The following is a 24,628-nucleotide window of genomic DNA, read 5'->3' on the forward strand; positions in this document are numbered from 1 at the left end:
GCCCTCCGCCCCGGCGGCCGCTGCCGCGATCCCGATCCCGCCCGCCCGGCGAGGCGCCGTACGGGCGGGCGGTGACGGAGCGAGCGGGGAGCCGCGGAACACCGTCGCGGGACCCGGAAGGGGTGGCGTCCGTGTGCCGGGGACCACCGGCGTTCAGCGCAGGGTGAGCGGCGTCTCGGACGCGATGTGGGACAGCTTCTCCGGATTGCGGACGTAGTAGAGGCCGGTGACGCGGGCGTCCTCGACACGTACCGCCAGGACGCCGTCGATCTCGCCGTCCAGGCTGACCAGGAGCGCCGCGCCGCCGTTGACCACGGCCGGCTCGGTGGTGAGGGTGCCTTCGAGCCTGCCGATGCCGCCGGCGAACATACGGGCCACCCGCTCCGCGCCGGTGACCGGCCGCAGCGCGGCGTGCCTGACGCCGCCGCCGTCGCTCATCAGGACGACGTCGGGGGCGAGCACCTCCAGGAGGGCCTGCGGGTCCCCGGTCTCGACCGCGCGCCGGAACGACTCCAGGACCGCCCGGCCCTCCTCGGAGGAGGCCACCCGGCGGGGGCGGCGCGCGTCGACGTGCCGGCGGGCGCGGTGGGCGATCTGGCGGACGGCCGAGGGGCTCTTGCCGACGGCGGCCGCGATCTCGCCGTAGCCGACGTCGAAGACCTCGCGCAGCACGAACACGGCGCGCTCGGCCGGTGACAGCGTCTCCAGGACGAGCATGAGCGCCATAGACACGCTCTCGGCGAGCTCGGCGTCCTCGGCCACGTCCGGCACGGTGAGCAGCGGCTCGGGCAGCCAGGAGCCGACGTACGCCTCCCGGCGGCGCTTGACGGTGCGCAGCCGGTTGAGCGCCTGGCGGGTGGTGATCCGCACCAGGTAGGCGCGCTGGTCGCGCACCTGCCCCGGATCGACCGCGGCCCAGCGCAGCCAGCTCTCCTGGAGGACGTCCTCGGCGTCGGCCGCCGACCCGAGCATCTCGTAGGCGACGGTGAAGAGCAGGGCGCGGTGGGCGAGGAACGCCTCGGTCGCCGGGTCGGCGGCGTCGTCGCTCATCCCTCGTCCCCTCTCCCCGTCGTCCCGGTCGTCCCAGTCATCCCGGTTGTCCGCGGCCGGCCCCGGCGGCCGGCCGCGTCCGTGCGCGTCCACGGCGTGATCCTCGCAGCACCCACCGGTCAGGCCGCCCGGCCGGCGGCGGCCGGCGCCCCGGAGCGGTGGGCGCGCAGCAGCCGCCGGCGCTTGGCGGCACCTCCCGGTATGCGATGCAGGTTGAACGAACCGGGCCTGCGCGCCTCCTTGGTCAGATGCCCGGTCATGCCCCCGCAGGCCAGTTCCTTGAGCCTGGCGCCCAGCCCGCCCTCGACGTACAGCCGCACCGCGACGTCGGACCGGTTGGCGAGCTGGTAGACCCCCGCACTCCGGCCCAGGCTGAGGCACTGGGCGTAGAGCGACTGGCGGAGGCTCTCCGGCCGCTCACCCGCGAGCCGGCTGAGCACGGTGTCGGCGGCCCGCGCGCCCAACGGCATCGCGTTCAGGCAGCTCATCCGCGGCGGCAGGCCGGACGGCGCCGCCGAGTCCCCGGCCGCGACGATGCGCGCGTCGTCCACGCTCGTCAGCGTCTCGTCCGTGAGCAGGCGGCCCGCGGCGTCGGTGCTCAGCCCGCTGCGCGCGGCCAGGTCCGGCACGCCGAAGCCGGCGGTCCAGACGGTGACCTCGCTCGGCAGCTCGCGGCCGTCGGCGAGCCGCACGGCGTCGCGGGTCACCGCCGTCACCTTCGCGCCGGAGCCTTCGAGGACCGTCGCGCCGAGCCCGGCCAGCCGCTTGGCGACCGAGCGCCGGGCCCGGGGGTGCAGGTACGGGCCGAGCACGCCGCCGCAGACCAGGGTCACCCGGCGGCCCTGCTCGGCCAGTTCGGCGGCGGTCTCGATGCCGGTGGGACCGGCGCCGACCACCGTCACCGGGGCCGTCGCGGGAGCGGCGGCGACGACCGGGCGCAGCCGCCGCGCCTCCTCCAGGGTGGCGATCGGGTGGGCGAACTCGGCCGCCCCCGGCACGCCCGGCTCGGCGCTGCCGCTGCCCACGGCGTAGACCAGGTAGTCGTAGCCGAGCGTGCCGCCGTCGGCCAGCGTCACGCCGCGCCCGTCCGCGTCGATCCGGGCCGCGGAGCCGACCACCAGCCGGACGCCCCCGGCCAGGACGTCCCGGTAGGCGACGACCGCGTCGTCGGACCCGCCCACCAGCTGGTGCAGGCGGACCCGGTGGACGAAGTCCGGGCGCGGATTGACCAGCGTCACCGCCACGTCGTCGCGCAGCGTCAGCCGGTTCGCGGCCATCACGCCCGCGTACCCGCCGCCGATCACGACCACGTTCGTGTTCCCCGTCATGGTGCCTCCTTCGTTTTCGGGTGTCCGGCCTCAAGACACCGCGCGGCAGGCCGCTGTGACAGGCTGTGAGACAGATCACTCCGGTGCGGCCCGGCCGGAGCCGGCGACCGCCCCGGCGCGCATCACGCCCCGGCGGCCGGGGACGTGAGCACCGCGCGGACGGTCTTGCCGCCGGGCGGGTGGGGGACGCAGTCCCAGTGGTCGGCGAGGGCGGTGACGAGGGCGAGTCCGTGCCCGCTGGTGCGGATGGGGCCGGAGTCTCGTATCCGTCGTGCCGACTCCTGCCACCGGCGATACTGGACCTATGGACTCGATGACCACCGCCTCACGTGCCGAGGTGCTGCGGGACCGCTACCGCAACCGGCTGCCGGAGCGTCTGCGGGAGCTGACCGGCCCCGTCGAGGGCACCGTCGACCTGCCGCTGCACATCGCCTGGTCCGGGCGTACGAGCTACAGCCTGGACCGCCCGAAGTCCCGTATGACGCTCTACCGGACCGTCCTCGCCGAGGGCTTGCGCGAGGACCTGGAGACGTTCCTCCATCACCGGCTGCTCGCCGAGCAGTGGCCCGTCCTGCGCCGCCTGGTCAGCCCGTACATCCGCGAGGTCTGGGAGGACGCCTTCCCCGAGCTGCCCCGCACCGGCCCGGCCGACGCGACCGCCGCGTGAATCTCACTCCGCTCCACCGGCGCCTCCTCGCCGACATCATCGACCTCGGTTCCCCCTATCCTCCGGTCCTCACCGGCGGATACGCGGTCCAGGCTCACGGCCTGGTCGAACGCTTCAGCCGCGACCTCGACGTCGCCACCGAGAACCCCGCTCCGATGGACGAGATCGTCGCCTCGCTCACCGCGGGCCTCACCGCGCGCGGATGGCGGACCACGCATGTCCAGACCGACCCGCTCAGCGGCCGGTTCCTCGTCACCGACCCTGAGACCGGCGAGGAGTGCGAGGTCGACGTCCTCAAGGAGCCGTTCTGGGCCCCGCCCACCCAGACCCCCTACGGCCCCGTCCTCTCCCTCGACGACGTGATCGGCACCAAGGTCCGCGCCCTCGCCGACCGCGGCACCGCCCGCGACCTCATCGACGTCCAGGCCGCCTCCCGCCATCGGTCCACCACCGACCTCGAAACCCTCGGACGTCGCCGCGCCCACGAGGAGTTCAGCCTCGAAGACCTCCGTGACCGGCTCATCGGCGCCAACTGGTACGAGGATGAGGACTACACCACGTACGGGCTCACCTCCGAACAGATCGAAGAACTCAAGAGGTGGGCCATGGAGTGGGCGGAGGACCTGGAAGCGCGGATCCACGCCGAGAACACCTGACGGGACCACCGGCCGCCGCGTCACCTTGAAAGGCTGCACGGGACGGCCCGGAACGCACCGGACGTGCTGAGGGCCCGCGTCGGCGCGACCGCGCGCATCACGCCCCGGCGGCCGGGGACGTGAGCACCGCGCGGACGGTCTTGCCGCCGGGCGGGTGGGGGACGCAGTCCCAGTGGTCGGCGAGGGCGGTGACGAGGGTGAGTCCGTGCCCGCCGGTGCGGAGCGGATCGGCTTCGGCGTCCGGCCCGTCATCCGGTCCGGCCTCCGGCGCGGGGACGCGCGGCTTCGACTCTCCCCGGGCGTCGGTCACGTCGACGGTCAGGCGGCCGGCCGACGGCTCGTAGGTGAGCGCCAGCCGGAAGCAGCGGCCGGGCACGTGGCCGTGGAGGACGGCGTTGGCGGCCAGCTCCGCGACGACGAGTTCGGCGCGCTCGGCGAGGTCCCGCGGGACCTCCCAGGAAAGCAGTTCGGTCACGGTCAGGAGCCGGGCCAGACGGGCTCCGCGCCGCGTGGACGACAGCAGTTGCGTGAAGACGGCGACGGTCGGTCCGGCCTGCGGTGTTGCTCGGTTCATGCGGGTCAGGGTGGGGGTCGCGCGGGGGCGCGAACGAGTGCGTGACCGTGTACGCGGAGTCCGTGTACGAGCACTTCGGATGGACGGTACAGAAGTGTTCCGTCACGCCGGCCGGTGACCGCGAGCGCTTTCGGCGCCCGTCGCGGTCCAGGCCCGGACGTCCCTCACGGCGCTGCGGCGGTTCCACTGGGTGCAGGATCGCGCGGCTCGTGTCGCAGAGCGCCGCGCCGGCCGGCAGGTTCCCGATCCGTCTCAGGACGTCGCCCCGTGCCTCTGTCTTACCCTCCACGGCTCTCCCCGCGGGGCGGCACGAGCGTGCCGGATGATGGGGCGGTGCAGCTCCCCTACGTCTACCGCGTCACCAAGTACGACCCCGCCGACCGTGACGAACACGGGCATTACACCGGCAGTGAGGACACCGCCGGCGATCACGGCGAGGTAGAGGCGTCTTATCTCCGGGCGGTCGCGGCCTTCGCCGGGGACACCGGCGTCGGTCACCTGGCCGTACGCGAGCCGCAGATCCCGTCCTTCGCGCACTTCGGTGCGGAGCCTCCGGTGGACGGCTTCGGCCTGGACGGACTCTTCCCCGACGGCCCCGCCGGTTTCCACGATGGGGCGGAAGTACCGCTCGAAACCGGTCTGCGGCTGGTACGCGCCATGTTGCGCGACAACGGCGCCTGGTGCCGGCTGGAAGTGGAAGGCGTGTTCGCGGTCCATGTGGGATGGGACCAGTACCTCTACATCAGCAGCAGCCGGCCCTGCGAGGAAGCATTGGCCCGCACCCGGCAGCTCGGACTGTTCCCGGAACGCCTGAACACCTCCCCGTACGCCTTCGAGGCCGAGGAAGAAGAGCAGACCGCCCAGCGGCCCGGTGACGACGCCTTCTGGGCCGAGTTGCGCAGGGCAGTGGTCACCGGCCGTGCGGGAATCCTGGAGGAGACGTATCTCGAGGGTGCCTCACGGTGGCATCACCTCACCGGCGACACCATCGACCCCGTTCGCGCCGGACTGGCTCCCCGGGCCCGTCTCGCCGTCTGGCCGCCCCTGTCCACCGACATCGACGCCGTCCTGAGAGCTCTGCCCGCCGACGGCCTCGTCGAAGGCGTGTGGCAGGACGGCGACGGCACCATCCGCAGCGCCATCGTCGAAGAGGACGAGTGCCCCGAACTGACCGCCCGGATATCCCGTGCCCGTGCCGCCGCGCTCCTGTCCGTGTACGCGGGTGAACGCGTGCCTCTGTGCACTGCCGTCATGCCCGACGACGACGGAATCCTACGGGCCCGTTGGCGAACCGAGCCGACGCCGAGCGACCGCGACTGGGCACTTCGCCGGCCCCAGGGGTGAACGCTTCGTCCGACCTGTCCTGGACTGGTGGCCGACCGGCCATCGAGTGGCCATGGGGCATGAGATTCGGCCACGGAATCCGAGATCCCACACCGGGGGTGCGCCTCGTCATCGGCGAGGGGCGGTCCGGCCTGTGGTGTTGCTCGGTTCTGCGGGCCGGGGTAGGGGCGCGCGGGGGCGTGAGCGAGTGCGGGATTGCGTACGTGGAGTGAGTGTACGAGCACTTTCGGTGGACGGTACGGAAAGCGTTCCGTCACGCTGGGTGGTAGCCTCAGGCGCTTTCGGTAGCCGTCGCGGTCCGGGTACGCAACGCGGAGCAAGCGGAGAGGGCGGCGGATGGACAACGTCGACAGGGCCGGGGTCGGCATCGAGGCCGGGTTCGAAGTCGGGGCCGGGGATGAGGCCGACGGCGAGGCCGGAGCCGGGACCGAAGCCGAGGACGAGACCGCGCGGGAGGCCGCAGGCGACGAGGAGCGGTCGGGCCCGGAGCGGGAGTGGGACCGGGAACCGCATCCCTCGGACAGCATGCGCACCTTCGGCGCGGTCGTCCAGGCGCTGCGCGAGCACGCGGGCCTCAGCCGTGCCGAACTCGGCACCTGGGTGCGGTACTCCAAGCACACGGTGGCGTCGGTGGAGCTGGGACGCCGGATGCCGGACCAGGCGTTCGTGGAACGCGCGGAGCAGGCCCTCGGCAACACCGGCGCACTGCGCAAGGCCGCCCGCCACCTCACGCGCGGCGAGGTGGGCCTCGCCGCGTGGTTCCGGCAGTGGGCACGGCTGGAGCGGAAGGCGGCGAGCCTGTCCACCTACGAGTGCCGACTGGTGCCGGGCCTGTTGCAGTCGGAGGCGTACGCGCGCGCCGTGTTCGAGGGCACGATCCCGCTGCGCACCGACGAGGAGCTGGAGGCCCAACTCGCCGCACGAATGGACCGGCAGCGGATGATGCGGGAGCGGCCGACCGTACCGTTCAGCTTCATCGTCGAGGAGCACGTGTTCCGGCGGCGGTTCGGGGACGCGGAGATGATGCGCGAACTGCTGGACCACGTCCTCGAACTCACCACTCCGCGCAACGTGACGTTCCAGGTCGTGCCGCTGGAGGCGGGGCTGCACGCCTGCCTGGACGGGCCGACGCGAATCCTGGAGACCCCGGAGGGGCGGTGGCTCGGTTACTCCGAAGGACAGCAGAACGGGCGGCTCATCTCGGACCGGAAAGAGGTGAGGTTGCTCTGCCAGCGCTATGAAACACTGCGCTCGCAGGCCCTGAGCCCCAACGAATCCCGGGCCCTGCTGGAGCGACTGCGAGGAGAGCTATGAGCAGCGGTACGACGGAACTCGCCTGGTTCAAGTCCAGCTACAGCGGCAGCCAGGGCGACGACTGCGTGGAGGTCGCGATCGACGGACAGGCCGTCCACGTACGAGACTCCAAGGACCTGGCCCGCCCCGCCTTCAAGATCGGCCGCGAGGGCTGGAGCCGGTTCGTGCGCTTCGCGTCGGAGCGCTGAGCGACTTCGGGTGCGCTGTCCGCCGCCGAGGATCCCCGGCGGCGGACGGCACGCCTCGTACAGTCCGCGAGGAGGACGTGGGGCGTCGCGACGGAAGCGCCTGATCGAGCGTCCATGCACTCATGCCGAACTGGCTGACGAGCGAGCCGACGTGAGTATCGAGGGAGGTTGGTGCAGGCAGGTCTTCGAGACCCGTCACCTCCACCGTGGCCCACTCGCCGGGTCCGTTGCGATGTCATGCCCCGCAGCCGCAGCAAGCACTTTGTCGAGTTCGTGAAGAAGTGGACGGTGGAATCGACGGTCCGGATCTCCGGCCAGAGCGAGCTGCTGCACCTTGCCCGAACCTCGTCGCGGTCGCTCTGGGATGATCGCGCGGTGTTGCGAAGTGTCGAGGTCACCGCCGAACTGGTCTGCCCCCGGCGAGACGAGGCCTTCCACAACCTGCGCTGGCAGCAGAGACTGGAACTGAGCCTGGACTGCTTCGTCTGCGGACGCACCGGGCGCACGACCTCCTTCCGGTACGGGCAGGAGCACGCTCTCTGCTCAGCCGACAGGGAGCGTCCCGAGCATCCCGCCGCGGCCCGGATCGCCGCCTTCGACATCACCGACGAGCGGGAGCGGACGGCACTGAGGGTCTTCGTCGACTACTGGTGGGCGCCGTTCCACGACGCCAAGCGCGACCAGGCGGCCGCCACACTCCCGCTCACGCCATGGGTCCGCCTGCACCTGGGGTACTACTGTCCGCAGGCCCGGCAGTCCGGGGCGTTCGACATCCAGACCAACATGGTCCGGCCGGTACGCGACGCCTGCGGCCACTGCGATCACCCGCTCGCCACCAGTGAGGAAGCCCCTGCCGTGCGGCTCCTCACCTGACCTCTGCCCGGTGCCGCCACCGGGCCAATCCGAAACCCCAGCCCGCTCGGAACACCCCGACCGCATGATCGTCCGGACGGGAACGGCAGGACCACACCGGGGAACGCATGAAGAGCCGTGGAGAGCATGGCCTGGCAGCCGGCACCGTTACCGGTGATCACGCGCCGATCCAATGGACGCCTTGTGCCACCGGGGAGAACGGTAAGCGTGCACATCGGTGCCGCCCGCCCCTGCAGACGGAAGGAACCGACCGTGAGTGACTTCACAGACGTCCTGTTGCTGTTCAACTACCTGGAGGACGAGGCGATGGAGCATCTCGTCGAACTCGATCTCCCGGGAGCTGACGGCGGCGGTTTCAGGCGCGTCAGCGCGGACCACCCCCTCGGGCACTGGGGCGGACGGGCGGGGGCTGAATGCCACGTCGTCGCCGGGACCTTCGACCACCTCAACACCGTAAGGCTCCGGCGACTGCTCCAGACGGTTCCGTGGAAGTGCCCCCACGGAGTCCAACTGCTGCTCCACAACGAGAACGACGCGATCTTCAGCCTGTGGATGCTCGTGGACGAACGGTGGGTCGAAGTGCCGCTTCCCCGGACGGTGCGTCATCCGTCGCAAGGGCACCTCCGGCGCACCGACTGCCCTGACGACGAGTTCCGCCTCGATCCGGGCGAGGGCGCCCGCGCCGGCTCCTGACGGGCCCGGGCACGGTTGGCGGTGACTGTCCGTCGCCGCCCATCGCCGAGCGGCGGTGGAAACTGCCAGGTGAGAGCGGGTCCGTCCGAATGTCGCCCTTGAAGTAGGGTGACGGCGCGAAGGGAGCGTGAGCAGTGCGAGAGCGGGTCACCATGGCGGACGTCGCCCGTGCGGCGGGAGTCTCCTCCGCCACGGTCTCCTACGTCCTGTCCGGCAAGAGGCCCGTCGCCCCCGCGACCCGGGCGGCGGTGGAGAGCGCCATCGACGAGCTGGGGTTCACCGTGAACACGGCGGCCCGCAGTCTGCGGACGGGCCGGTCCAGCCTCGTGGCGCTGATCGTGCCCGACATCGCCAACCCGTTCTTCGCGCAGCTCGCGGCCATCCTCCAGGAGGAGCTGCGGGGCCTGGGCATCCATGTGGTCGTCTGCGACACCCGCGCCCGCCGCGAGGAGGAGCGCGCGCTGCTGGCCGAGGCGGTGCAGCAGGGCTTCGCCGGTGTCGTGATCACACCGTTCCGGCTGCTGCCCCGGGACATCCGGACGCTCACCGATGCCGGGATCCCCACCGTCGTGAGCGCGGACGTCCCCTTCGGCCCCGTCGACCTGGTGACCCCCGACGCGCGGACCGCGACCCGGCAGGCACTGGAGAGGGTCACCGCGGCGCAGCGGCGCCGCATCGCGATGATCGCGGGGCCGCGGGACGCGACCGGGGGCGATCCGCGTCTGGAGCTGCTCAGAGGGCTCGCCCGGCAGTTCGGCACCTCCCTGCCGCGGGAACTGGTGATCAGGGGCGAGCACACGCGTGAGGCGGGAGCCGAGGGGTTCGCCGAGCTGATGCGCCGGCGCTACCGGCCGGACGCGGTGTTCTGCGTCAACGACGTCGTCGCGGTCGGCGCCATGGACAAGGCTCGCGAACTGGGCATCGACATACCGGGCGACGTGGCGCTGGTGGGCCACGACGACGCCTCCTTCGCCTCCCTGGTGCATCCGCAGCTCACGACGATCCGCTATCCCGCCGAGGACGTCGGCCGGGCCGCCGCCCGGCTGCTCAAGGGGAGGCTCGACGGACGGAGCGTGCACCGGACCGTCCGGGTGAAGGCGGAGTTCGTCGCGCGCGCCTCGGCCTGACCGGCCTTCCCTCCCATCAGGGCTCCTGTCCCGGGCCTCCGGCCCTCTCGGGCGGCGCCGCCATGACCTGGTGGACACCGTAGCGTAATCGATTCCGCATGACGAGAGCCTGACAGGGGCGGGGTCGGTCGACGAAGGGAAACAGCAGGTCAGGAAGGGTTTAAGGGGGCTCTTCCGTGTCGTGTCGGGTGGTCACGAAGCGAACTCGAAGCCGACTGAATGCGTCCGGCCTGTTGACTTCTTCGGATTCCTGTTGTGAAGGTTGCGCCCACCGCTTCGTCGGAGCGGACTCTCAGCCCAAGGAGCAACCCCATGGCGATGCGCGCTCACACCTCACCCATGGCCAGACGCTGCATGATCGGTGCGGCGGTCGTGGCCCTCACGGCGGCCACCGGCTGCGGCGGCGGAGACAGCGGGGACGACGCCGCGGCCGACGCGTCCTGCAAGCCGTCCTCGGGCAAGGTCACGCTGCAGTACTGGTCCTGGGTGCCGGGTATGCAGGAAGCGGTCGACCTGTGGAACGGGCAGAACCCCGACGTCCAGGTGAAGCTGAAGACGACCCCCGCCGGCAACGCGGGCACCTACCAGAACATGTCCAACGCCCTGAAGGCCGACAAGGCGCCCGACCTCGGCCAGATCGAGTACGACTCCCTGGCCAGCTTCCGCCTCAAGGGTGGCCTGCGCGACATAGCCCAGTGCCCCGGCGTGAGCGAGGCCCAGGAGAAGTTCGTCGACTGGACCCGGTCCCAGGTGGACTTCGGCGCCGGTGGCGAGGACGGCATCTGGGCCGTCCCGCAGGACACCGGCCCCATGGCGATGTTCTACCGCAAGGACGTCTTCGACAAGCTCGGCATCGAGGCCCCCACCACCTGGGAGGAGTACGCCGCCGCCGCCCGCGAGGTCAAGCAGGACGGCAAGTACATCACCCACTTCTCGCAGACCGACCCGAACTGGTTCACCGGCCTGCTGTGGCAGAACCAGGCCACCATGTTCGAACGGGACGGCGACGCCTGGAAGGTCACCGTCGACCGGCCGGAGAGCCGCCAGGTGGCCGACTACTGGCAGAAGCTGATCGACGACGAGCTCGTCGCCACGGACCTCCAGGGCTTCTCACCCGCCCTCTACAAGGCCTGGAACTCCGGCGAGGTCGTCACCTGGGTCAGCGCCGCCTGGGGCTACAGCACCATCCGGGACAACGCCAAGTCGACCGAGGGCAAGTGGGCGGTGGCCCCCATGCCGCAGTGGGACGCCGGCGACCAGCGGGCCGGAAACTGGGGCGGTTCGACCACGGCGGTGCTCTCCGGTACCGAACACCCGGCGGAGGCGGCCGAGTTCGCGCTGTGGCTCAACACCGATCCCGAGGCGCTGGAGATCCTCAACCGCGAGGGCGGCCTCTACCCGGCGGCCAAGGCGGGCCTGGACCTGCCGGCCCTGAAGCAGCCGGTGGACTTCTACGGCAAGCAGAAGATCTTCGACGTCTTCGCGCAGGCCTCCGCCGACGTGGACACGGACTTCACCTGGGGGCCGACCATGACCGACACCTACCGCTTCCTCAGCGACGGCACGGCCGGCGCCGTCGGCGGCGAGGGGACCCTCGGCGACGTCCTGAAGCAGACCCAGTCCCAGAGCGTGGACTCGCTGCGCAAGCAGTCCCTCGACGTGGCCGACTGACCGATCACCCCTCGCCCCGCGTCCCCGCCGCGCCCGCGGCGGGGACCGCACCCCGCCGAAGGCCCCCCGTGACATCCACCGCCGCCCCGCCCAGCACACGCCGCAGGCGCCCCCGCCGGGCCCTCGCCCCCTACGCGTTCCTCGCCCCCTTCCTCATACCGTTCGTCCTGTTCACCCTCGTCCCGGTCGGCTACGCCTTCTGGCAGAGCCTGCACAAGACCGAGCGGGTGGGGGGCACCTTCGGGAGCACCCGCCCGGTGTTCGCCGGATTCGAGCAGTACGCCGACGTCGTGCGTGAGCCGTTCTTCGCCGACAGCGTCATACGCGTCGGCCTGTTCGCCCTGGTGCAGATCCCGGTGATGCTCCTGTTCGCCCTGGCGCTCGCCCTGCTGCTGGACTCCGCCGTGGCCAGGCTCAAGCGCTTCTTCCGCCTGGTGTACTTCGTCCCGTACGGCATCCCGGGCGTGGTCGCGGCACTGATGTGGGCCTTCCTGTACGACCCCCGGCTCTCGCCGGTGGTGGACCTGTTCCGATCGGCCGGCGTCCAGGTCGACCTGCTGGGCTCGGACGCCATCCTGTTCTCCATCGGCAACGTCGTCACCTGGACGTACACCGGCTACAACATGCTGATCCTCTACGCCGCGCTGCAGGCCGTCCCGTCGGACATAGGGGAGGCGGCGCGCGTCGACGGAGCCGGCAACTGGACCATCGCGCTGCGGATCAAGCTGCCGCTGATCCGCCCGGCACTCGTCCTCACCGGCGTCTTCTCCATCATCGGCACCTTCCAGCTGTTCACCGAACCGCAGGTCTTCCGGTCCATCTCCACCAGCGTGACCAGCACGTACACGCCCAACCTGGCGGCGTACTCCCTGGCCTCCGGCGACAACTACAGCGAGGCGGCGGCCCTGTCGGTCCTGCTGGCCGCCGTGACGTTCCTGCTGTCGTTCGCCTTTCTGCACTTCACCTCCAGGAGGCAGGGATGAGCTTCCTCACCCGCACCGAAGGCGCCCACGCCGCCGCCCCGGGGCGGCGCCCCGCGGCCGGGCGGCTCTCCGTGGCCGCCGCCGTGGCCTTCATGACGCTGGCCGCCTGCTACATGCTGCTGCCGGTCTACTGGCTGCTCGTCTCCGCCACCAAGAGCCAGAGCGACCTGGTCTCCACCCCCGGGCTGCTGCCCGCCGAATGGCACTTGGGCGACAACCTCACCGCGCTCTTCGAGCAGCAGGACGGCGTCTTCGGCCGGTGGCTCCTCAACAGCCTCCTCTACGCCGGGGTGGGCGCGGCCATCGCCACCTTCCTGGCCGCGGCCGCCGGATACGCCCTGGCCAAGTACACCTTCACCGGGCGCGAAGCGCTGTTCTCCGTCATCCTCGGCGGCGTCCTGGTGCCGGCGACCGCCCTGGCGCTGCCCCTGTTCCTGCTCTTCGCCGAGGTGGACGCGACCAACACGTTCTGGTCGGTCTTCCTGCCCAGCGTCGTCAGCCCCTTCGGCGTCTACCTCTCGCGCATCTTCGCCGCGGCGTCCGTCCCGGACGAGGTGGTCGAGGCCGCCCGGATGGACGGCGCGGGGGAGCTGCGCATCTTCTGCGGCATCGCACTGCGCATGATGTCCCCGGCGCTGGTGACCGTCTTCCTGTTCCAGTTCGTCGTCATCTGGAACAACTTCCTGCTGCCCCTGGTCATGCTCCAGGACGACACCCTCTACCCCGTCACCCTCGGCCTGTTCACCTGGCAGTCGCAGACCAGCCGCCTGCCCGAGCTGCAGACCCTCACCATCGTGGGAGCCCTGGTCTCCGTCGTGCCCATCGTCCTGACCTTCCTCATGCTCCAGCGCTACTGGCGCGCCGGGCTCACCGCCGGGGCGGTGAAGTCGTGACCCACGCCCTGACCGCCCTGAACCGCCGGCTCGGCGGCATCGCCTACGGCGGCGACTACAACCCCGAGCAGTGGCCGAGACAGGTGTGGCGGGAGGACGTGCGCCTGATGCGCGAAGCGGGCGTCAACCTCGTCACCGTCGGAGTGTTCTCCTGGTCCCGGATCCAGCCGCGCCCGGAAACCTACGACTGGAGCCTGCTGGACGAGGTGCTCGACCTGCTCCACGGCAACGGCATAGCCGTGGACCTGGCCACGCCCACGGCCGCACCGCCGCCCTGGTTCACCCGGCTGCACCCCGACGCCCGGCCGGTCACCGCCGCGGGCACCCGGCTGGCCCACGGCAGCCGGCAGGCCTTCTGCCCCAGCCACCCCGCCTACGCCGAGGCCGCCGACGCCGTCGTCACCGCACTGGCCACCCGCTACGCCGACCACCCCGCGGTCGTGCTGTGGCACGTCCACAACGAGTGGGGCAACCACAACGGCCTGTGCTACTGCGACACCAGCGCCGCCGCGTTCCGCCGGTGGCTCAGGGACCGCCACACCACACTGGACGCCCTCAACGAGGCGTGGGGGACGGACTTCTGGGGCCAGCGCTACGGCGACTGGGAGGAGATCGACCCGCCCCGCGACACGACGGCCTTCCGCAACCCGGGGCAGGACCTGGACTACCGCCGCTTCTCCTCCGACGCCCTCCTGGCCCGCCACCGCGCCGAGGCGGCCCTGCTGCGCCGCATCGCACCCGGCACACCCCTGACCACCAACCACCTGGGGACGCTGGAGAAGAAGGTCGACGCCCACGCCTTCGCAGGCGAGTGCGACCTGGTCTCCCTGGACCACTACCTGCCCGCCGCCGACCCGGACGGCCACATCGACCTGGCCCTGAACGCGGACCTCGCCCGCGGCATGGCCGCCGGCCGCCCCTGGCTGCTCATGGAGCACTCCACCTCCGCCGTCAACTGGCAGCCCGTCAACGTGGCCAAGAGACCGGGGGAGATGCGCCGCAACAGCCTGACGCACCTGGCGCGCGGCGCGGACGGCATCATGTTCTTCCAGTGGCGGCAGTCGCGGGCGGGCGCCGAGAAGTGGCACAGCGCGATGCTCCCGCACGGCGGCACGGACACCCGGACCTGGGGCGAGGCGCGCGCACTGGGAGCGGAGCTCGCGGCGCTCGGCGAGGTGACCGGGACACGGGTCCGGGCGGACGTCGCGCTGCTCTTCGACTGGCACAACTGGTGGGCGCTGGAACTGGAGGCCCGCCCCTCCGGCCGGATGCGCTACCTCGACGCGGTGCGCGACTGGTACGAGGCCCTGTGGACCTCGAACATCACCTGCGACGTGGTCCCGCCCGGGACCGACCTGGCACCGTACAAGGCGGTCGTCGCTCCCAACCTCTACCTCCTCGCCGACGAGCACGCCGACGACCTCACCCGGTACGTGCACCGGGGCGGGCACCTCGCGGTCGGCTGCTTCAGCGGTGTGGTGGACTCCTGCGACCGGGTGCGTCTGGGCGGCTACCCCGGTGCCCTGCGCGATGTGCTCGGACTCCGCGTCGACGAGTACCTGCCGCTGCGGCCGGAGGAGACCGTCCGCCTGAGCGACGGCTCGCAGGCCCGGCAGTGGGCCGAACGCGTCGAGCCGCGCGGCTGCGACCCGGTGCTCCGCTTCGCCGACGCCCCCGACGGCGGCCCGGCCCGCGGCGGGCCCGCCGCCACCCGGCACGCCCACGGTGAGGGAACGGCCTGGTACATGGCCACCCGCGCCTCCGTCGCGACGCTGCGCGGACTGATCCGGGACCTCGGCGAGGAGGCCGGTCTGCGTCCCGCCGCCGCCGTCCCCGAGGGAGTCGAGGCGGTACGCCGGACCGGCCCGCAGGGCTCCTACCTCTTCCTCGTCAACCACACCGACCACGGCGTCGAGGCCGCCGTCGAGGGGACCGCGCTCCTGGACGCCGCGGGCGGCGGCTCCCGCGTGGAGATCCCGGCCGGAGGAGTGGTCGTCGTACGCGAGGAGAAGCGCGCGCACCGGCCCTGACCCGCGCGGCCGGATCCGCCGCACCCCGCCGCTTCCCCGCCCCGCCCAGCACCACGAGGAGTCCGCCCATGCCCGCCCGGAGCGCTTCACGGCCGTCCCACGGGGGAGTGGAGATCGACGAGGCCAGCGGCACCGTCGTACTGCGCACCCCCGCCTCCTGCTACGTCCTGCGCGTCGACACCGCGGCGGGCACCGTGTGCCACGTCCACTGGGGCGCGCCCGTGCCCCTGGCCGACGCGGCGGCGCTGCCGGTGTGGGCCGACCACGACGACAGTTTCGCCGGGCGCCTCGACGGGGTGGAGGAGTACCCCGTCGAGGGCGGAGCCCGGTTCGGCGTACCGGCCCTGCAGGTCCGCTTCGCCGACGGCAGCGACCCGGTCGAACCTCGCGTCGAGGGCTGCCGGATCGTCGCGGAGGGCCATGTCGCCGTCTCGCTGCGGGACCGCTCACGGCCGCTGGCGTGGGAGCTGCACTACCGGACACCGCCCGGCGCGGACATGCTCGAGCGCTGGACGGAGATCACCCACACCGCCGGACCGGGCGCGGAGCCGCTGCTCCTCCTGCGGTGCGCCTCCGCCCACTGGCCGCTGCCCCAGCGGCCGGACTGGCGGCTGTCCTGCGTCCACGGCGGCTGGTCCGCGGAGAACCGGCTGGAGCGGACCGCGCTGGCCGCCGGGGAGACGACCCTGACCAGCAGGCGCGGCCACACCGGCCACCACGCCGGTCCGTGGGCCATGCTCGACACCGGCCGTGCCGACGAGGAGCACGGGGAGGTCTGGGCCGTGGCGCTCGCCGCCAGCGGCAGCTGGCGCCTGACGGTCCAGCGCACCGCCGCCGGACGTGTGGGCGTCGTGGCCTCGGAAGGCCACGAGGGGGTCGAGATCGCCCTGGAGCCCGGCGGGCGCCACACCACCCCGGTCAGCGTGGCGGTGTACGGCACGGGCGGTTTCGGCGGCGCCGGCCACGCCTTCCACACCTATGTGCGCCGGCACGTCCTGCCGCACCCGGACGAGTTGCGGCCGGTGCTGTACAACTCCTGGGAGGCGACGTCGTTCCAGGTCAGCGAGGAGAACCAGCTTGCGCTGGCCCGGCGTGCCGCCGCCCTGGGCGTGGAGCTGTTCGTGGTCGACGACGGCTGGTTCGGCGGCCGGGACGACGACCGGGCGGGCCTGGGCGACTGGACGCCGCACCGGCGCCGCTTCCCGCGGGGGCTGCGCCCGCTGGCCGACGAGGTGCACCGGCTGGGCATGGGGTTCGGCCTGTGGGTGGAACCGGAGATGGTCAGCGCCGACAGCGACCTTTACCGGCGGCGCCCCGAGTGGGTGCTGCACCTGCCCGACCGCTCGGCCACCGAGCTGCGCCACCAGCTCGTCCTGGACTTCTCCCGGCCCGAGGTGGCGGACTGGGCGTACGAGTGGCTGCGCGACACGGTCGACGGCAACGGCGTCGACTTCCTCAAGTGGGACTTCAACCGGTCCTTCACGGAAGCGGGCGTCCACGGGGGCGGCCGGGACGCGCGGAGGGTGTACACCGAGCACGCCCGGGGCCTCCACCGGGTGCTCGACCGGTTGCGGAGTGCGTTCCCGCACCTGCGCATCGAGGGGTGCGCCGGCGGCGGAGGCCGGATCGACCTGGGCGTCCTCGCCCGGAGCGACCAGGTGTGGACCTCCGACAACACCGACGCGGTGGACCGGCTGACCATCCAGCACGGCTTCGGCCGGATCCACCCGGCCGGGGTGATGTCCGCCTGGGTGACCGACAGCCCCAACCCGCTGACGGGCCGCAGGGTCCCACTGGCCTTCCGGTTCCACTCGGCCATGGCCGGCGTCCTGGGCATCGGAGGCGACCTGGCGCGCTGGACCGCCGAGGAGTCCGCCGAGGCCGCCCGACTGGTCGAGCTGTACAAGGACATCCGCCCGGTGGTGCAGCACGGCCGCCAGCACCGGCTGCTCGCGCCGGGGGAGGGGCCCTTGACGGCCGTCCAGTACACCGGCGCCGACGCCGACCGGTCGGTGGTCCTCGTGTGGCGCCCGAGCACCTCCTTCGGGCCCGCCCACCCCCCGCTGAGACTGCGCGGCCTGGACGCGCGGGCCCGGTACCGGGACGAGGACACCGGGGCGCAGTGGTCCGGGGCGACGCTGACCGGCTACGGCCTTCCGGTGCCCGACCTGCCGCGCGGCGACTGCGCGAGCGCGCTGGTGCGGCTGCGCCGGGTGCGGTAGCCGCCCCGTACGGCCGCTCCGCCCTGAACGTGCCCGCGCGCTCGCCCGGAGCAAGGGCGTCAGCGGCAACTGCCGCCTCGTCCGCGGGGACATCAGCTCCTACCCCGTCCCCGGGGTCAGCGGCTCCTTCGACGTCATCCTCGACTTCGGCGCCCTGGACGACATGACCGGCGCGCCCCGCGAGGGCATGGCCCGGGCCGTCCACCGCTACGCCCGCCCCGGCACCGTCTTCGTGCTGTGGTGCTCCCACGCACGCAGGGAGGATGTGCCGCGCTTCCGCTTCGCCGGTGTCTCCAAGATGCACAGCATGCCGGAGCCCGGTGAGGAGGAGACGCTGTTCGGGAGGGAGTTCACCATCGAGCGGCTCGACTCCCCGGAGCACACCGCGTGTTTCGTGATGACGAAGAAGTGACGGCCCCGCACCCGGCCGGCCGGCCGCCGGGAGAACCTGACCCCGGCCGTGGTCTGCTCGGCCCTGTTCCTGGCGCTGCTGGACAGCACCGTGATCGGCCTCGCGCTGCCCACCGTCCAGCGCGACCTGGGCGCGGAGGTCACCGGTCTCCAGTGGATCGTCGACGGCTGCACCCTGCTGTACGCGGCCCTGCTGCTGACCGGCGCGGCGCACGGCGCGGCGGTCCCTAACGGACCGGGCCGCAAGGCACTGGCCGCGGGCATCGAACGCGGTCTGCTGCTGGCGGGCGCCTGCTACCTGGCGGCCGCCGTGCTGGCGGCCTCACTGATCCGTCCGGAGCGGACCGGCGCACGGCGGCCGACCGGCGGCCGCCAGACCGTTCAGGGGTAGACGCGTGCGACGCGGGCGCCGACACCGGTGACCGGCTCGTTGGTGATGGTGCCCAGTGCGCGGGCCCGGTTCGTCTTGAGGTGGACCCGGGCCGGGAGCCCGGCGCGCCCGGAGGCGGAGGCGATCTCCTCCACCGCCCAGACGTCACCGGCCGACACGTCGGTCCGTGCCGCGATCGCGGCGCTCCAGCGCGCCCCGGGCGTGTTGAGCCAGCGACGAGTGGGCGGCGCGCGTCCGCCCGTGTCACCGCAGCCGCTCTGTCCCGCCCCCCGGCCCGGTGGGGCGGCCGGGGCCGGGGTGTGGCAGGTGAGCGGAACGGGGATGCGACGGCGGGCTGTGGGCAGAGCTCACACAGGTTGGCGATACGTGTCCGTGACAGGGCACCGTCGGTGTCCACTCGGGTCGTCGCCTCCTTGGCGCCGTGCACCGGAGCGGACCGGTCGGCGGCCGGGACCGGCCTCTCAGCCGTGACTCACAACAGGACCTTCCGCCTGCTCGCCGCCTGTGCGGGGCCGATCACCAGTAGTGCCGGCGGCCTGCCACGGCGTGGCCGGCGGTGCCCAGGATCCACAGGATCGCGCCGATCACCACCAGGACAAGCCCGATGGTCCACAGGATCGATATATCGGCGAGGAAGCCGATGACGAGCAGAATGACGCCGAGGATGATCATGGCATCTCCCACGTATAGCGGTATTAATCTCATTATGTGCCTAAAGTCACACAAAAGGTAGAGATGCCCTGCCGAGGCGGCACCCCCGCTGATACGCCAGTGCGTGCCCGCCCGGCCCTGCGGTCGCGGAGCACTTCCGGTCGTGGACGGAGCGCCGTGTCCCGGCGGGCTCCCACGTCCCGGTTCACCCCTGTGCGAGGAAGTACTCCATCAGCCGCGCCGCGGTGACCGCGCCCACCGTCCGCGTCCGCTCGCCGTCGTTCTCCACCACCGCCACCAGCGGCGTATGCGTCCTGGCCATCAGTGCGGCGATCCGGACGGCGCTGGTGTCCCGCCCCACCACGGCGGGAACGGTCCCGTGCCGGGGAATCCACTGGGCCACCGTGAGCCCATGGAGCTTCTCCGCCAGGAGCTCGACATGGTCGTCCCGCAGAAGGTCCGCCAGGACCGGCTCGTTCAGGGCGAAGTCCGGCACGGCGGCCCTCAGCAACTGCGACCCGGGCACCACCGCGTACGGCCGCTCCTCGGGATCCACCACCAGCAGTGCCGGCAGGCGCCGCTTCGCGAACAACCGGGCCGCCGTCATCGCATCGTCATCGGTCGTCACCCACGGATAGGGATCCGCCAGATCGTAGGCGCGCACAGCTCCGCCACCTCGCTTTCCCGGTCGGCACAGGCGCAGAAGAGGGAAGGCCGGACCCCTTACCGGTCTCGTCCAGAGGCCGGGCCTCCGCACGTGGCATGTGTTCTGCGGCTCTTTCTCCTCATTGTCCCGGCTCTGTGCCGGAAGCGGCCAGCGAGACGGCGGTGTCGCCGCGCGGTCGTGGGCCCCCGCACACGCGAACCGGCAGGGTGAGGCGGCGTGCCCGCGGGGACCCGCAGGCGCCGGAGGGGTCCCCGGAGCCGGTGGTCACGCCACCGCCGGCAGGCCGACGGCTTCGGCATCCGGGCCGTGGCGGTCCGCTGCCCGGCACAGGAACGAGAACGCCGTCTCCCCGCCGGGAGGCGGTGTACGAAGACACCGGCCCGCCTGCCACCGCCCTCTCGGTGTTCGCCCGTGGTGTCACGTCCGCTCCGCGTCCGCCTCCCGCGGCGCGGCTCCACCGGCCTGTGCCGGCCGTGGACCGGCGGAGGTGGCGGTCGTCCGAGTACCAGGTACCCCTGCGCCGGGCCGGCCCCCGGCCGGCTCTGCCGCCGGGGCCGGCCCGGCCGAGTCTCCTGGACAGGGCGGGGTTTCCGAGGAGTCAGAGCATGAGCAGCAGCCGTGTGTTCGGCACGAGCTTCCGGTTCACGCTGGTGCTCTGCACGAAGATCGTGAAGTCCTCGTTGTGGTCCGGCTTGACGCGCACCTCCACGCCCGGCAGGCCGAGCAGAGCCCGGGCCTCGGGCCCGGTGTACACCCGGTCCGTCTTCTTCTCCAGCACCGCGATCTGCTTCTGCGCCTGGATCTTCTCCGACTTGCTCAGCTGGTAGAACGCGCCACCGGTACGGTAGGTGTGCCCGCACTCGACGACCCAGTCCCGGATCGCCGCGTCACGGGCCACCGGTATCAGCTGGTACTTCGACGGATCCACCGGGGTGAGGCCGGCCGCCTTGATGGTGTCCTCGTTGACCGCGTCCGCACCCGTGGAGAACACCGTCCGCGATCCCCGGATGCCCTGGGTGCGGCCCACCATGAACTTCTCGGTGGCCTGCCGGATGACCTGCCCGGCCTCCTCCAGACCCTGTGTGCTCGTGGCGTCCCAGATGGCGATGTTGTCCTTCGGGAAGCCGCACTGCATGGCCTCGCGCCTGCCCATCTGGTCCGGCACGAGGACGGCCAGAGTCCAGTTGTCCTCCTGCGTCCTGATCATCTCGGCCACGGCCTGGACCAGTTCACGCGGATTCCTGGCGGGGGCGTCCGGGCAGCGGTGACTGGCGTTCTCCTGCCCGTCGGTGAGTACGAACGTCAGGAAGCTGTGGTCGCCGTACAGTTGAGCCGTCTGCGCCAGCTCCCGCTGCGACTTCAGCGCTGCCGCCAGCAGAGCCGTCATCCCCCCGACCCGGTACAGCTGCTTCAGCGACGGCATCCGCAGCACGTCCTTGTCGTAGATGACGCACTCCACCCGGTCCGCGAAGACGTACACCGTGACGCGGGTCTCCTGGTCCAGTTCCCGCGACCGGCGGGCGAGATACGCGATCTGCTGGTCGGCGACTTCGACGACCTTGCTGCTCAGGTGCGACATGGACGAACTGGCGTCCAGCACGAGGGCAACGTGGTTGATGTAGTTCTGGCTTCCGGACACGGCAGCTCCCCCTCTTTCCGGCTCGATGCCCCTACCGTTCCATCCACCACTGACATCGACGGCGGTACGCGGGTCCCGCTGGTCCCGGTGGCCGTGGCTCGCCCGGGAGCGGCGCAGGCCGACCGGGCGGCCGAACGCGAAGGCCCCGGGGGACCCCGGCCGCCCGCCGGCCCGGCACCGCTTGACCTTGACACGGTGACAAGGTCTTCACTGCGGCCGGGGAGGTGGTCCCGATGACCACACCGGAAGGAGACACGAACCCGATGCGAGTCCTCCAGAGGCTGGAGAGCGACAGTGCGCCGGTCCGGCTGCAGGCAGCACTGGCGGTCGGTACGGCCCCGGATCCGGGCTTCGTCGGCAAGCTCGTCGAACGATGCGCGATCGAACCCGACTTCCACGTGCGCGAGATGCTGACGTGGGCGCTCACCCGCCACGCGGCATCGGCGACGGTCCCGGCGCTTCTCGCCGAACTCCGCTCGGAGCGTGCGCAGGCACGGAGCCAGGCGTTGCACACGCTCTCCAAGATCGGGGACCGGCAGGCGTGGCAGGCGATCACACCGGCGCTGCTGTCCGACGCCGACGACGAGGTGGCCCGGAGCGCCTGGCGGGCAGCGGTCGTGCTCGTGCCCGAAGGCGAGGAGGGGGAGTTGGCCGTAGTGTTGGCGGCACAGCTCGGGCGTGGCGGACGCGAGACGCAGCTGAGCCTCAGCCGGGCGCTGATCGCGCTGGGGGAGGCGATGCTGCCGGCACTGGGCGCCGCGACGGCGGATCCCGACCCCCGTGTACGCGCGCACGCGACCGCCACGGAACGGCTGTGGCGCGACCCGGAGGCCGGATTCGAGTTCGCGATCGAGGAGGCGAAGCGCGTCGTGGCCCTCGGCGGGGCCGGCCGGAAGGGGGCAGGCGGTGTTGATCGGTGATGTCGCGCGACGGTCCGGGGTCAGCGCCCGCATGCTCAGGCACTACGAATCGCTCGGCCTGGTGCGGCCGACGGGCCGTACCGGCTCCGGCTATCGGGAGTACTCCGGCGAGGACATCCGGCGGATCTTCCACATCGAGAGCCTGCGGTCGCTGGGGCTGTCGCTGCGCGAGGTCGGGCGCGCGCTCGACGACCCCGGCTTCGAGCCCGCGGAACTCGTCGACGACCTCATCCGCCGGACGCGGGACCGCATCGCGGCGGAAACGGAACTGCTCACGCGGCTCAGTCGGATCGGCGCCGCGGCGCCCGCCGACTGGGAGGGTGTCCTCCGGGTCGTCGCGCTCCTCCGGGCACTGGGTTCCAAGAGCGCCGGGGCGCGGCAGCGCGCGGCCCTGTCCGCGGCCGAGGACGTTCCCGTGCCGGTGGAAGCACTGGTCGAGGCCGTGCTGACCGAGTCGGACCCGAACGTCGCCGGAGCCCTTCGCTGGGCTCTGGCGCGATCGGGCGAGGACGGGGCGGCGCTGCTGGCGGAGAGCCTCGGCTCGCCCGTGGCCGAGGTGCGCGAACGCGCGGTCCGGTCCATCGCCGAGATTCCGAACGGCGGGGCGACCGCCCTGCTGCGGGACGCCCTCGCGGACCCCGACGTCGTCGTCCGCGGGTACGCGGCCCTGGCGCTCGGGGCACGCGGAGCGGCCGACGCGATCCCGACGCTCCTCGACATGGTCGTCGAGGGGAGGAACGACGTCGACGCTGCCGATGCACTGGGCATGCTGGCGAGAGACCCCGCTCTGGCCGACCGGATCGCCACCGGGCTCGTCGGCCGCCTTGCCCACGGCACCGCCGGACCGCCTGCGCGCCGACGACTGGCACAGGCGCTCGCGGACATCCCGGGGGCCCCGTCATCACGTGCCCTCGCGGACCTGTCACATGACGAAGACCGTGCCGTCGCGCTCACCGCGACATACGTTCTCAAGCTGCGCAACGAGCTCCGGACGGTGCCCCGCGACCGCCGGCCGCAGACGGGGTGACCCCATGGGGGCCGGGTCGGTGGCGGCGGCCGTCGCGGCACGGAGGCCGTGCCGCCGGAACACCCGCGCACCCCTGATCGGACGAGGAGTCGGCCCGGCCACGCGGGCCGCCCGGCCGGCACCGCTGCCGGGCGCGCCCCGGGCAGGGCGGGCCACGGCGGTGAAGCGCGCCGCGCCCGGACACCCGTGGTGGCTGCCGTGGAGGGGCATGCATCATGACCGCATGACAGACCCTGCTGAGATCCGGTCCGGGCCCTCTCCGGCACTCGCCGGTTCCGGCGCGTTACGCGCACTGGCCGACGGCTACCACGCCCGGACCGTACGCGCCCTCGACAGCTCTGAGATCGCCGGGCACCTGGTCAAGTCCTACGCGGTCGAGGCGCCCGGCCGGACTGTGACAGACAGGCACGCACAGGCCGGGCTGAGGATCGCGGCCGACCACCTGTCGTCCGCGTACCTGCGGGGATCGCTGGGGCTCGCCGTGCTGCTGGTCCACGCCGGTGGCGATGGCGACTACGTCCTGGTGCACACCTGGATCGAGGGGTACATGGCCGACCTCGCCGTCTTCACCGGGCCGGCCGGTGACGCCGACCGGCTGCGGCCTGGACGCTCGGGGCTGGCTCCGTGCGTCTGGGAAGCGGCCGTACTGGCCCGCGAACGGGACTCCTTCAGCCGGCACGTGCTGGGAGGTGACGGCGCTCTCGAGGAGCGGCTGGCCGCATGGTGCGGCGACATGCTCGAAGGCGAGGTCCGATGACGCGCGCCGGGGCACCGCTGGTACGGCATGCGCGTCCCGCCGACCTCCCCCGTGTCGCCGCGCTGGCGGCCGAGCACGCCGCGTACGAGGGCGCGCCGCCGCCACCTGCCGACCTGCCCCTGAGGCTGGAGAGACTGCTCTTCGGTCCGGCGGCTCCGCGACTGCGCTGTTTCGTCGCGGAGTTGGACGGCGGCGAGGTCGTCGGGTACGCCTCCTGCGCTCCCGAGCTGTCCACATGGGACGGTGCGGAGTACCTCCACATGGACTGCCTGTTCCTGCGGGACGGCCACCGGGGTCTGGGCATCGGCCCGATGCTGGTGGAGGCCGTGCTGACCGAGGCCCGTGCTCTCGGACTCAGCCAGGTGCAGTGGCAGACCCCGCCGTGGAACAGGGACGCGATCAGGTTCTACGACCGGATGGGGGCCCGGGCCCGGGAGAAGCGGCGCTATTCCCTGTCCGCCTGCTGATCCGCCTGCTGGGATTCGGAAGCCGGGCCGCCCGCGGAGCCGGCTTCCGAAAGCGGGCCGGCGACACTCTCCCGGTACGACGGCC

26 protein-coding genes are annotated in these 24,628 nt (G+C 72.3%); 19 read left to right on the top strand and 7 right to left on the bottom strand.

Features of this window, described 5'->3' with window-relative positions:
* Positions 1–153: 153 nt before the first annotated feature.
* Both BMY40_RS24730 and BMY40_RS24735 read right to left on the bottom strand, forming a co-directional pair.
* A complete protein-coding gene (locus tag BMY40_RS24730; protein ID WP_093663042.1) occupies positions 154–1,050 on the bottom strand; it encodes an RNA polymerase sigma-70 factor in 897 nt (298 codons plus the stop codon).
* Positions 1,051–1,169: 119 nt separating this feature from the next.
* On the bottom strand, positions 1,170–2,378 hold the full coding sequence (locus BMY40_RS24735) for an NAD(P)/FAD-dependent oxidoreductase (protein ID WP_093663004.1): 1,209 nt from the start codon (positions 2,376–2,378) through the stop codon (positions 1,170–1,172).
* A 304-nt stretch (positions 2,379–2,682) separates the two neighbouring features.
* Here BMY40_RS24735 and BMY40_RS24740 point away from each other — a divergent pair, with 304 nt between their 5' ends.
* Together BMY40_RS24740 and BMY40_RS24745 are read left to right on the top strand one after the other, a co-directional pair.
* The gene (locus tag BMY40_RS24740) at positions 2,683–3,045 is read left to right on the top strand and encodes a hypothetical protein (protein WP_093663005.1); all 363 of its coding nucleotides are present in this window, start codon (positions 2,683–2,685) and stop codon (positions 3,043–3,045) included.
* Positions 3,042–3,701, top strand: coding sequence for a nucleotidyl transferase AbiEii/AbiGii toxin family protein (locus BMY40_RS24745; protein ID WP_093663006.1), 660 nt, complete (start codon positions 3,042–3,044; stop codon positions 3,699–3,701). The genes BMY40_RS24740 and BMY40_RS24745 overlap by 4 nt, the downstream gene beginning before the upstream one ends.
* A 97-nt stretch (positions 3,702–3,798) precedes the next feature.
* On the opposite strand, the gene BMY40_RS24750 is transcribed toward BMY40_RS24745, so the two are convergent.
* Entirely contained in the window at positions 3,799–4,275 is a 477-nt protein-coding gene (locus tag BMY40_RS24750) for an ATP-binding protein (RefSeq protein WP_093663007.1), read from the bottom strand.
* Between the two features lie 333 nt (positions 4,276–4,608).
* On the opposite strand from BMY40_RS24750, the gene BMY40_RS24755 reads away from it, so the two are divergent.
* From BMY40_RS24755 to BMY40_RS24815, 13 genes are all read left to right on the top strand, one after another.
* Positions 4,609–5,619 carry an RNA-binding protein gene (locus tag BMY40_RS24755; protein WP_093663008.1) on the top strand — a complete coding sequence of 337 codons (1,011 nt, stop codon included), beginning with the start codon at positions 4,609–4,611 and terminating at the stop codon, positions 5,617–5,619.
* Positions 5,620–5,955: 336 nt separating this feature from the next.
* Entirely contained in the window at positions 5,956–6,933 is a 978-nt protein-coding gene (locus tag BMY40_RS24760; protein ID WP_093663009.1) for a helix-turn-helix domain-containing protein, read from the top strand.
* Positions 6,930–7,121, top strand: coding sequence for a DUF397 domain-containing protein (locus BMY40_RS24765; RefSeq protein ID WP_093663010.1), 192 nt, complete (start codon positions 6,930–6,932; stop codon positions 7,119–7,121). The genes BMY40_RS24760 and BMY40_RS24765 overlap by 4 nt, the downstream gene beginning before the upstream one ends.
* A gap of 375 nt (positions 7,122–7,496) precedes the next feature.
* The gene (locus tag BMY40_RS24770; RefSeq protein WP_245770303.1) at positions 7,497–7,994 is read left to right on the top strand and encodes a hypothetical protein; all 498 of its coding nucleotides are present in this window, start codon (positions 7,497–7,499) and stop codon (positions 7,992–7,994) included.
* Positions 7,995–8,246: 252 nt separating this feature from the next.
* Positions 8,247–8,687 (top strand): hypothetical protein, encoded by a 441-nt coding sequence (locus BMY40_RS24775; protein ID WP_093663011.1) that lies wholly within the window; start codon positions 8,247–8,249, stop codon positions 8,685–8,687.
* A 134-nt stretch (positions 8,688–8,821) separates the two neighbouring features.
* The gene (locus BMY40_RS24780) at positions 8,822–9,814 is read left to right on the top strand and encodes a LacI family DNA-binding transcriptional regulator (protein ID WP_245770304.1); all 993 of its coding nucleotides are present in this window, start codon (positions 8,822–8,824) and stop codon (positions 9,812–9,814) included.
* Positions 9,815–10,126: 312 nt separating this feature from the next.
* On the top strand, positions 10,127–11,485 hold the full coding sequence (locus BMY40_RS24785) for an ABC transporter substrate-binding protein (RefSeq protein ID WP_093663012.1): 1,359 nt from the start codon (positions 10,127–10,129) through the stop codon (positions 11,483–11,485).
* 68 nt (positions 11,486–11,553) lie between these two features.
* Complete coding sequence (locus BMY40_RS24790; protein WP_093663013.1) at positions 11,554–12,468, top strand: carbohydrate ABC transporter permease; 915 nt, start codon at positions 11,554–11,556, stop codon at positions 12,466–12,468.
* Entirely contained in the window at positions 12,465–13,361 is an 897-nt protein-coding gene (locus BMY40_RS24795) for a carbohydrate ABC transporter permease (RefSeq protein WP_093663014.1), read from the top strand. Before BMY40_RS24790 ends, BMY40_RS24795 begins: the two co-directional genes overlap by 4 nt.
* Positions 13,358–15,391, top strand: coding sequence for a beta-galactosidase (locus tag BMY40_RS24800; protein WP_245770305.1), 2,034 nt, complete (start codon positions 13,358–13,360; stop codon positions 15,389–15,391). The genes BMY40_RS24795 and BMY40_RS24800 overlap by 4 nt, the downstream gene beginning before the upstream one ends.
* A 68-nt stretch (positions 15,392–15,459) precedes the next feature.
* Entirely contained in the window at positions 15,460–17,613 is a 2,154-nt protein-coding gene (locus BMY40_RS24805) for an alpha-galactosidase (protein WP_093663015.1), read from the top strand.
* A gap of 163 nt (positions 17,614–17,776) precedes the next feature.
* On the top strand, positions 17,777–18,025 hold the full coding sequence (locus tag BMY40_RS24810) for a hypothetical protein (protein WP_093663016.1): 249 nt from the start codon (positions 17,777–17,779) through the stop codon (positions 18,023–18,025).
* Positions 18,026–18,073: 48 nt separating this feature from the next.
* Positions 18,074–18,415 carry a hypothetical protein gene (locus BMY40_RS24815; protein WP_093663017.1) on the top strand — a complete coding sequence of 114 codons (342 nt, stop codon included), beginning with the start codon at positions 18,074–18,076 and terminating at the stop codon, positions 18,413–18,415.
* Here BMY40_RS24815 and BMY40_RS28140 read toward each other — a convergent pair.
* The 4 genes from BMY40_RS28140 to BMY40_RS24830 all read right to left on the bottom strand — a co-directional run bounded on the left by BMY40_RS28140 (position 18,406) and on the right by BMY40_RS24830 (position 21,372).
* Positions 18,406–18,573 (bottom strand): hypothetical protein, encoded by a 168-nt coding sequence (locus BMY40_RS28140; RefSeq protein ID WP_177214121.1) that lies wholly within the window; start codon positions 18,571–18,573, stop codon positions 18,406–18,408. The genes BMY40_RS24815 and BMY40_RS28140 overlap by 10 nt on opposite strands.
* A 358-nt stretch (positions 18,574–18,931) precedes the next feature.
* The gene (locus tag BMY40_RS28145) at positions 18,932–19,087 is read right to left on the bottom strand and encodes a DUF6131 family protein (RefSeq protein ID WP_093663018.1); all 156 of its coding nucleotides are present in this window, start codon (positions 19,085–19,087) and stop codon (positions 18,932–18,934) included.
* A gap of 184 nt (positions 19,088–19,271) precedes the next feature.
* On the bottom strand, positions 19,272–19,730 hold the full coding sequence (locus BMY40_RS24825; protein ID WP_093663019.1) for a CBS domain-containing protein: 459 nt from the start codon (positions 19,728–19,730) through the stop codon (positions 19,272–19,274).
* Between the two features lie 601 nt (positions 19,731–20,331).
* Positions 20,332–21,372, bottom strand: coding sequence for a vWA domain-containing protein (locus tag BMY40_RS24830; protein WP_093663020.1), 1,041 nt, complete (start codon positions 21,370–21,372; stop codon positions 20,332–20,334).
* A gap of 233 nt (positions 21,373–21,605) precedes the next feature.
* Here BMY40_RS24830 and BMY40_RS24835 point away from each other — a divergent pair, with 233 nt between their 5' ends.
* The 4 genes from BMY40_RS24835 (at position 21,606) to BMY40_RS24850 (ending at position 24,543) form a co-directional block, all read left to right on the top strand.
* Positions 21,606–22,292 (top strand): HEAT repeat domain-containing protein, encoded by a 687-nt coding sequence (locus tag BMY40_RS24835; protein ID WP_093663021.1) that lies wholly within the window; start codon positions 21,606–21,608, stop codon positions 22,290–22,292.
* Positions 22,279–23,319 carry a MerR family transcriptional regulator gene (locus tag BMY40_RS24840; RefSeq protein WP_093663045.1) on the top strand — a complete coding sequence of 347 codons (1,041 nt, stop codon included), beginning with the start codon at positions 22,279–22,281 and terminating at the stop codon, positions 23,317–23,319. The genes BMY40_RS24835 and BMY40_RS24840 overlap by 14 nt, the downstream gene beginning before the upstream one ends.
* Before the next feature lie 223 nt (positions 23,320–23,542).
* Positions 23,543–24,076 carry a hypothetical protein gene (locus BMY40_RS24845; protein WP_093663022.1) on the top strand — a complete coding sequence of 178 codons (534 nt, stop codon included), beginning with the start codon at positions 23,543–23,545 and terminating at the stop codon, positions 24,074–24,076.
* On the top strand, positions 24,073–24,543 hold the full coding sequence (locus BMY40_RS24850) for a GNAT family N-acetyltransferase (RefSeq protein ID WP_093663023.1): 471 nt from the start codon (positions 24,073–24,075) through the stop codon (positions 24,541–24,543). Before BMY40_RS24845 ends, BMY40_RS24850 begins: the two co-directional genes overlap by 4 nt.
* Positions 24,544–24,628: the final 85 nt, after the last annotated feature.

It is taken from the genome of Streptomyces radiopugnans, assembly GCF_900110735.1.
Classification (GTDB): domain Bacteria; phylum Actinomycetota; class Actinomycetes; order Streptomycetales; family Streptomycetaceae; genus Streptomyces; species Streptomyces radiopugnans.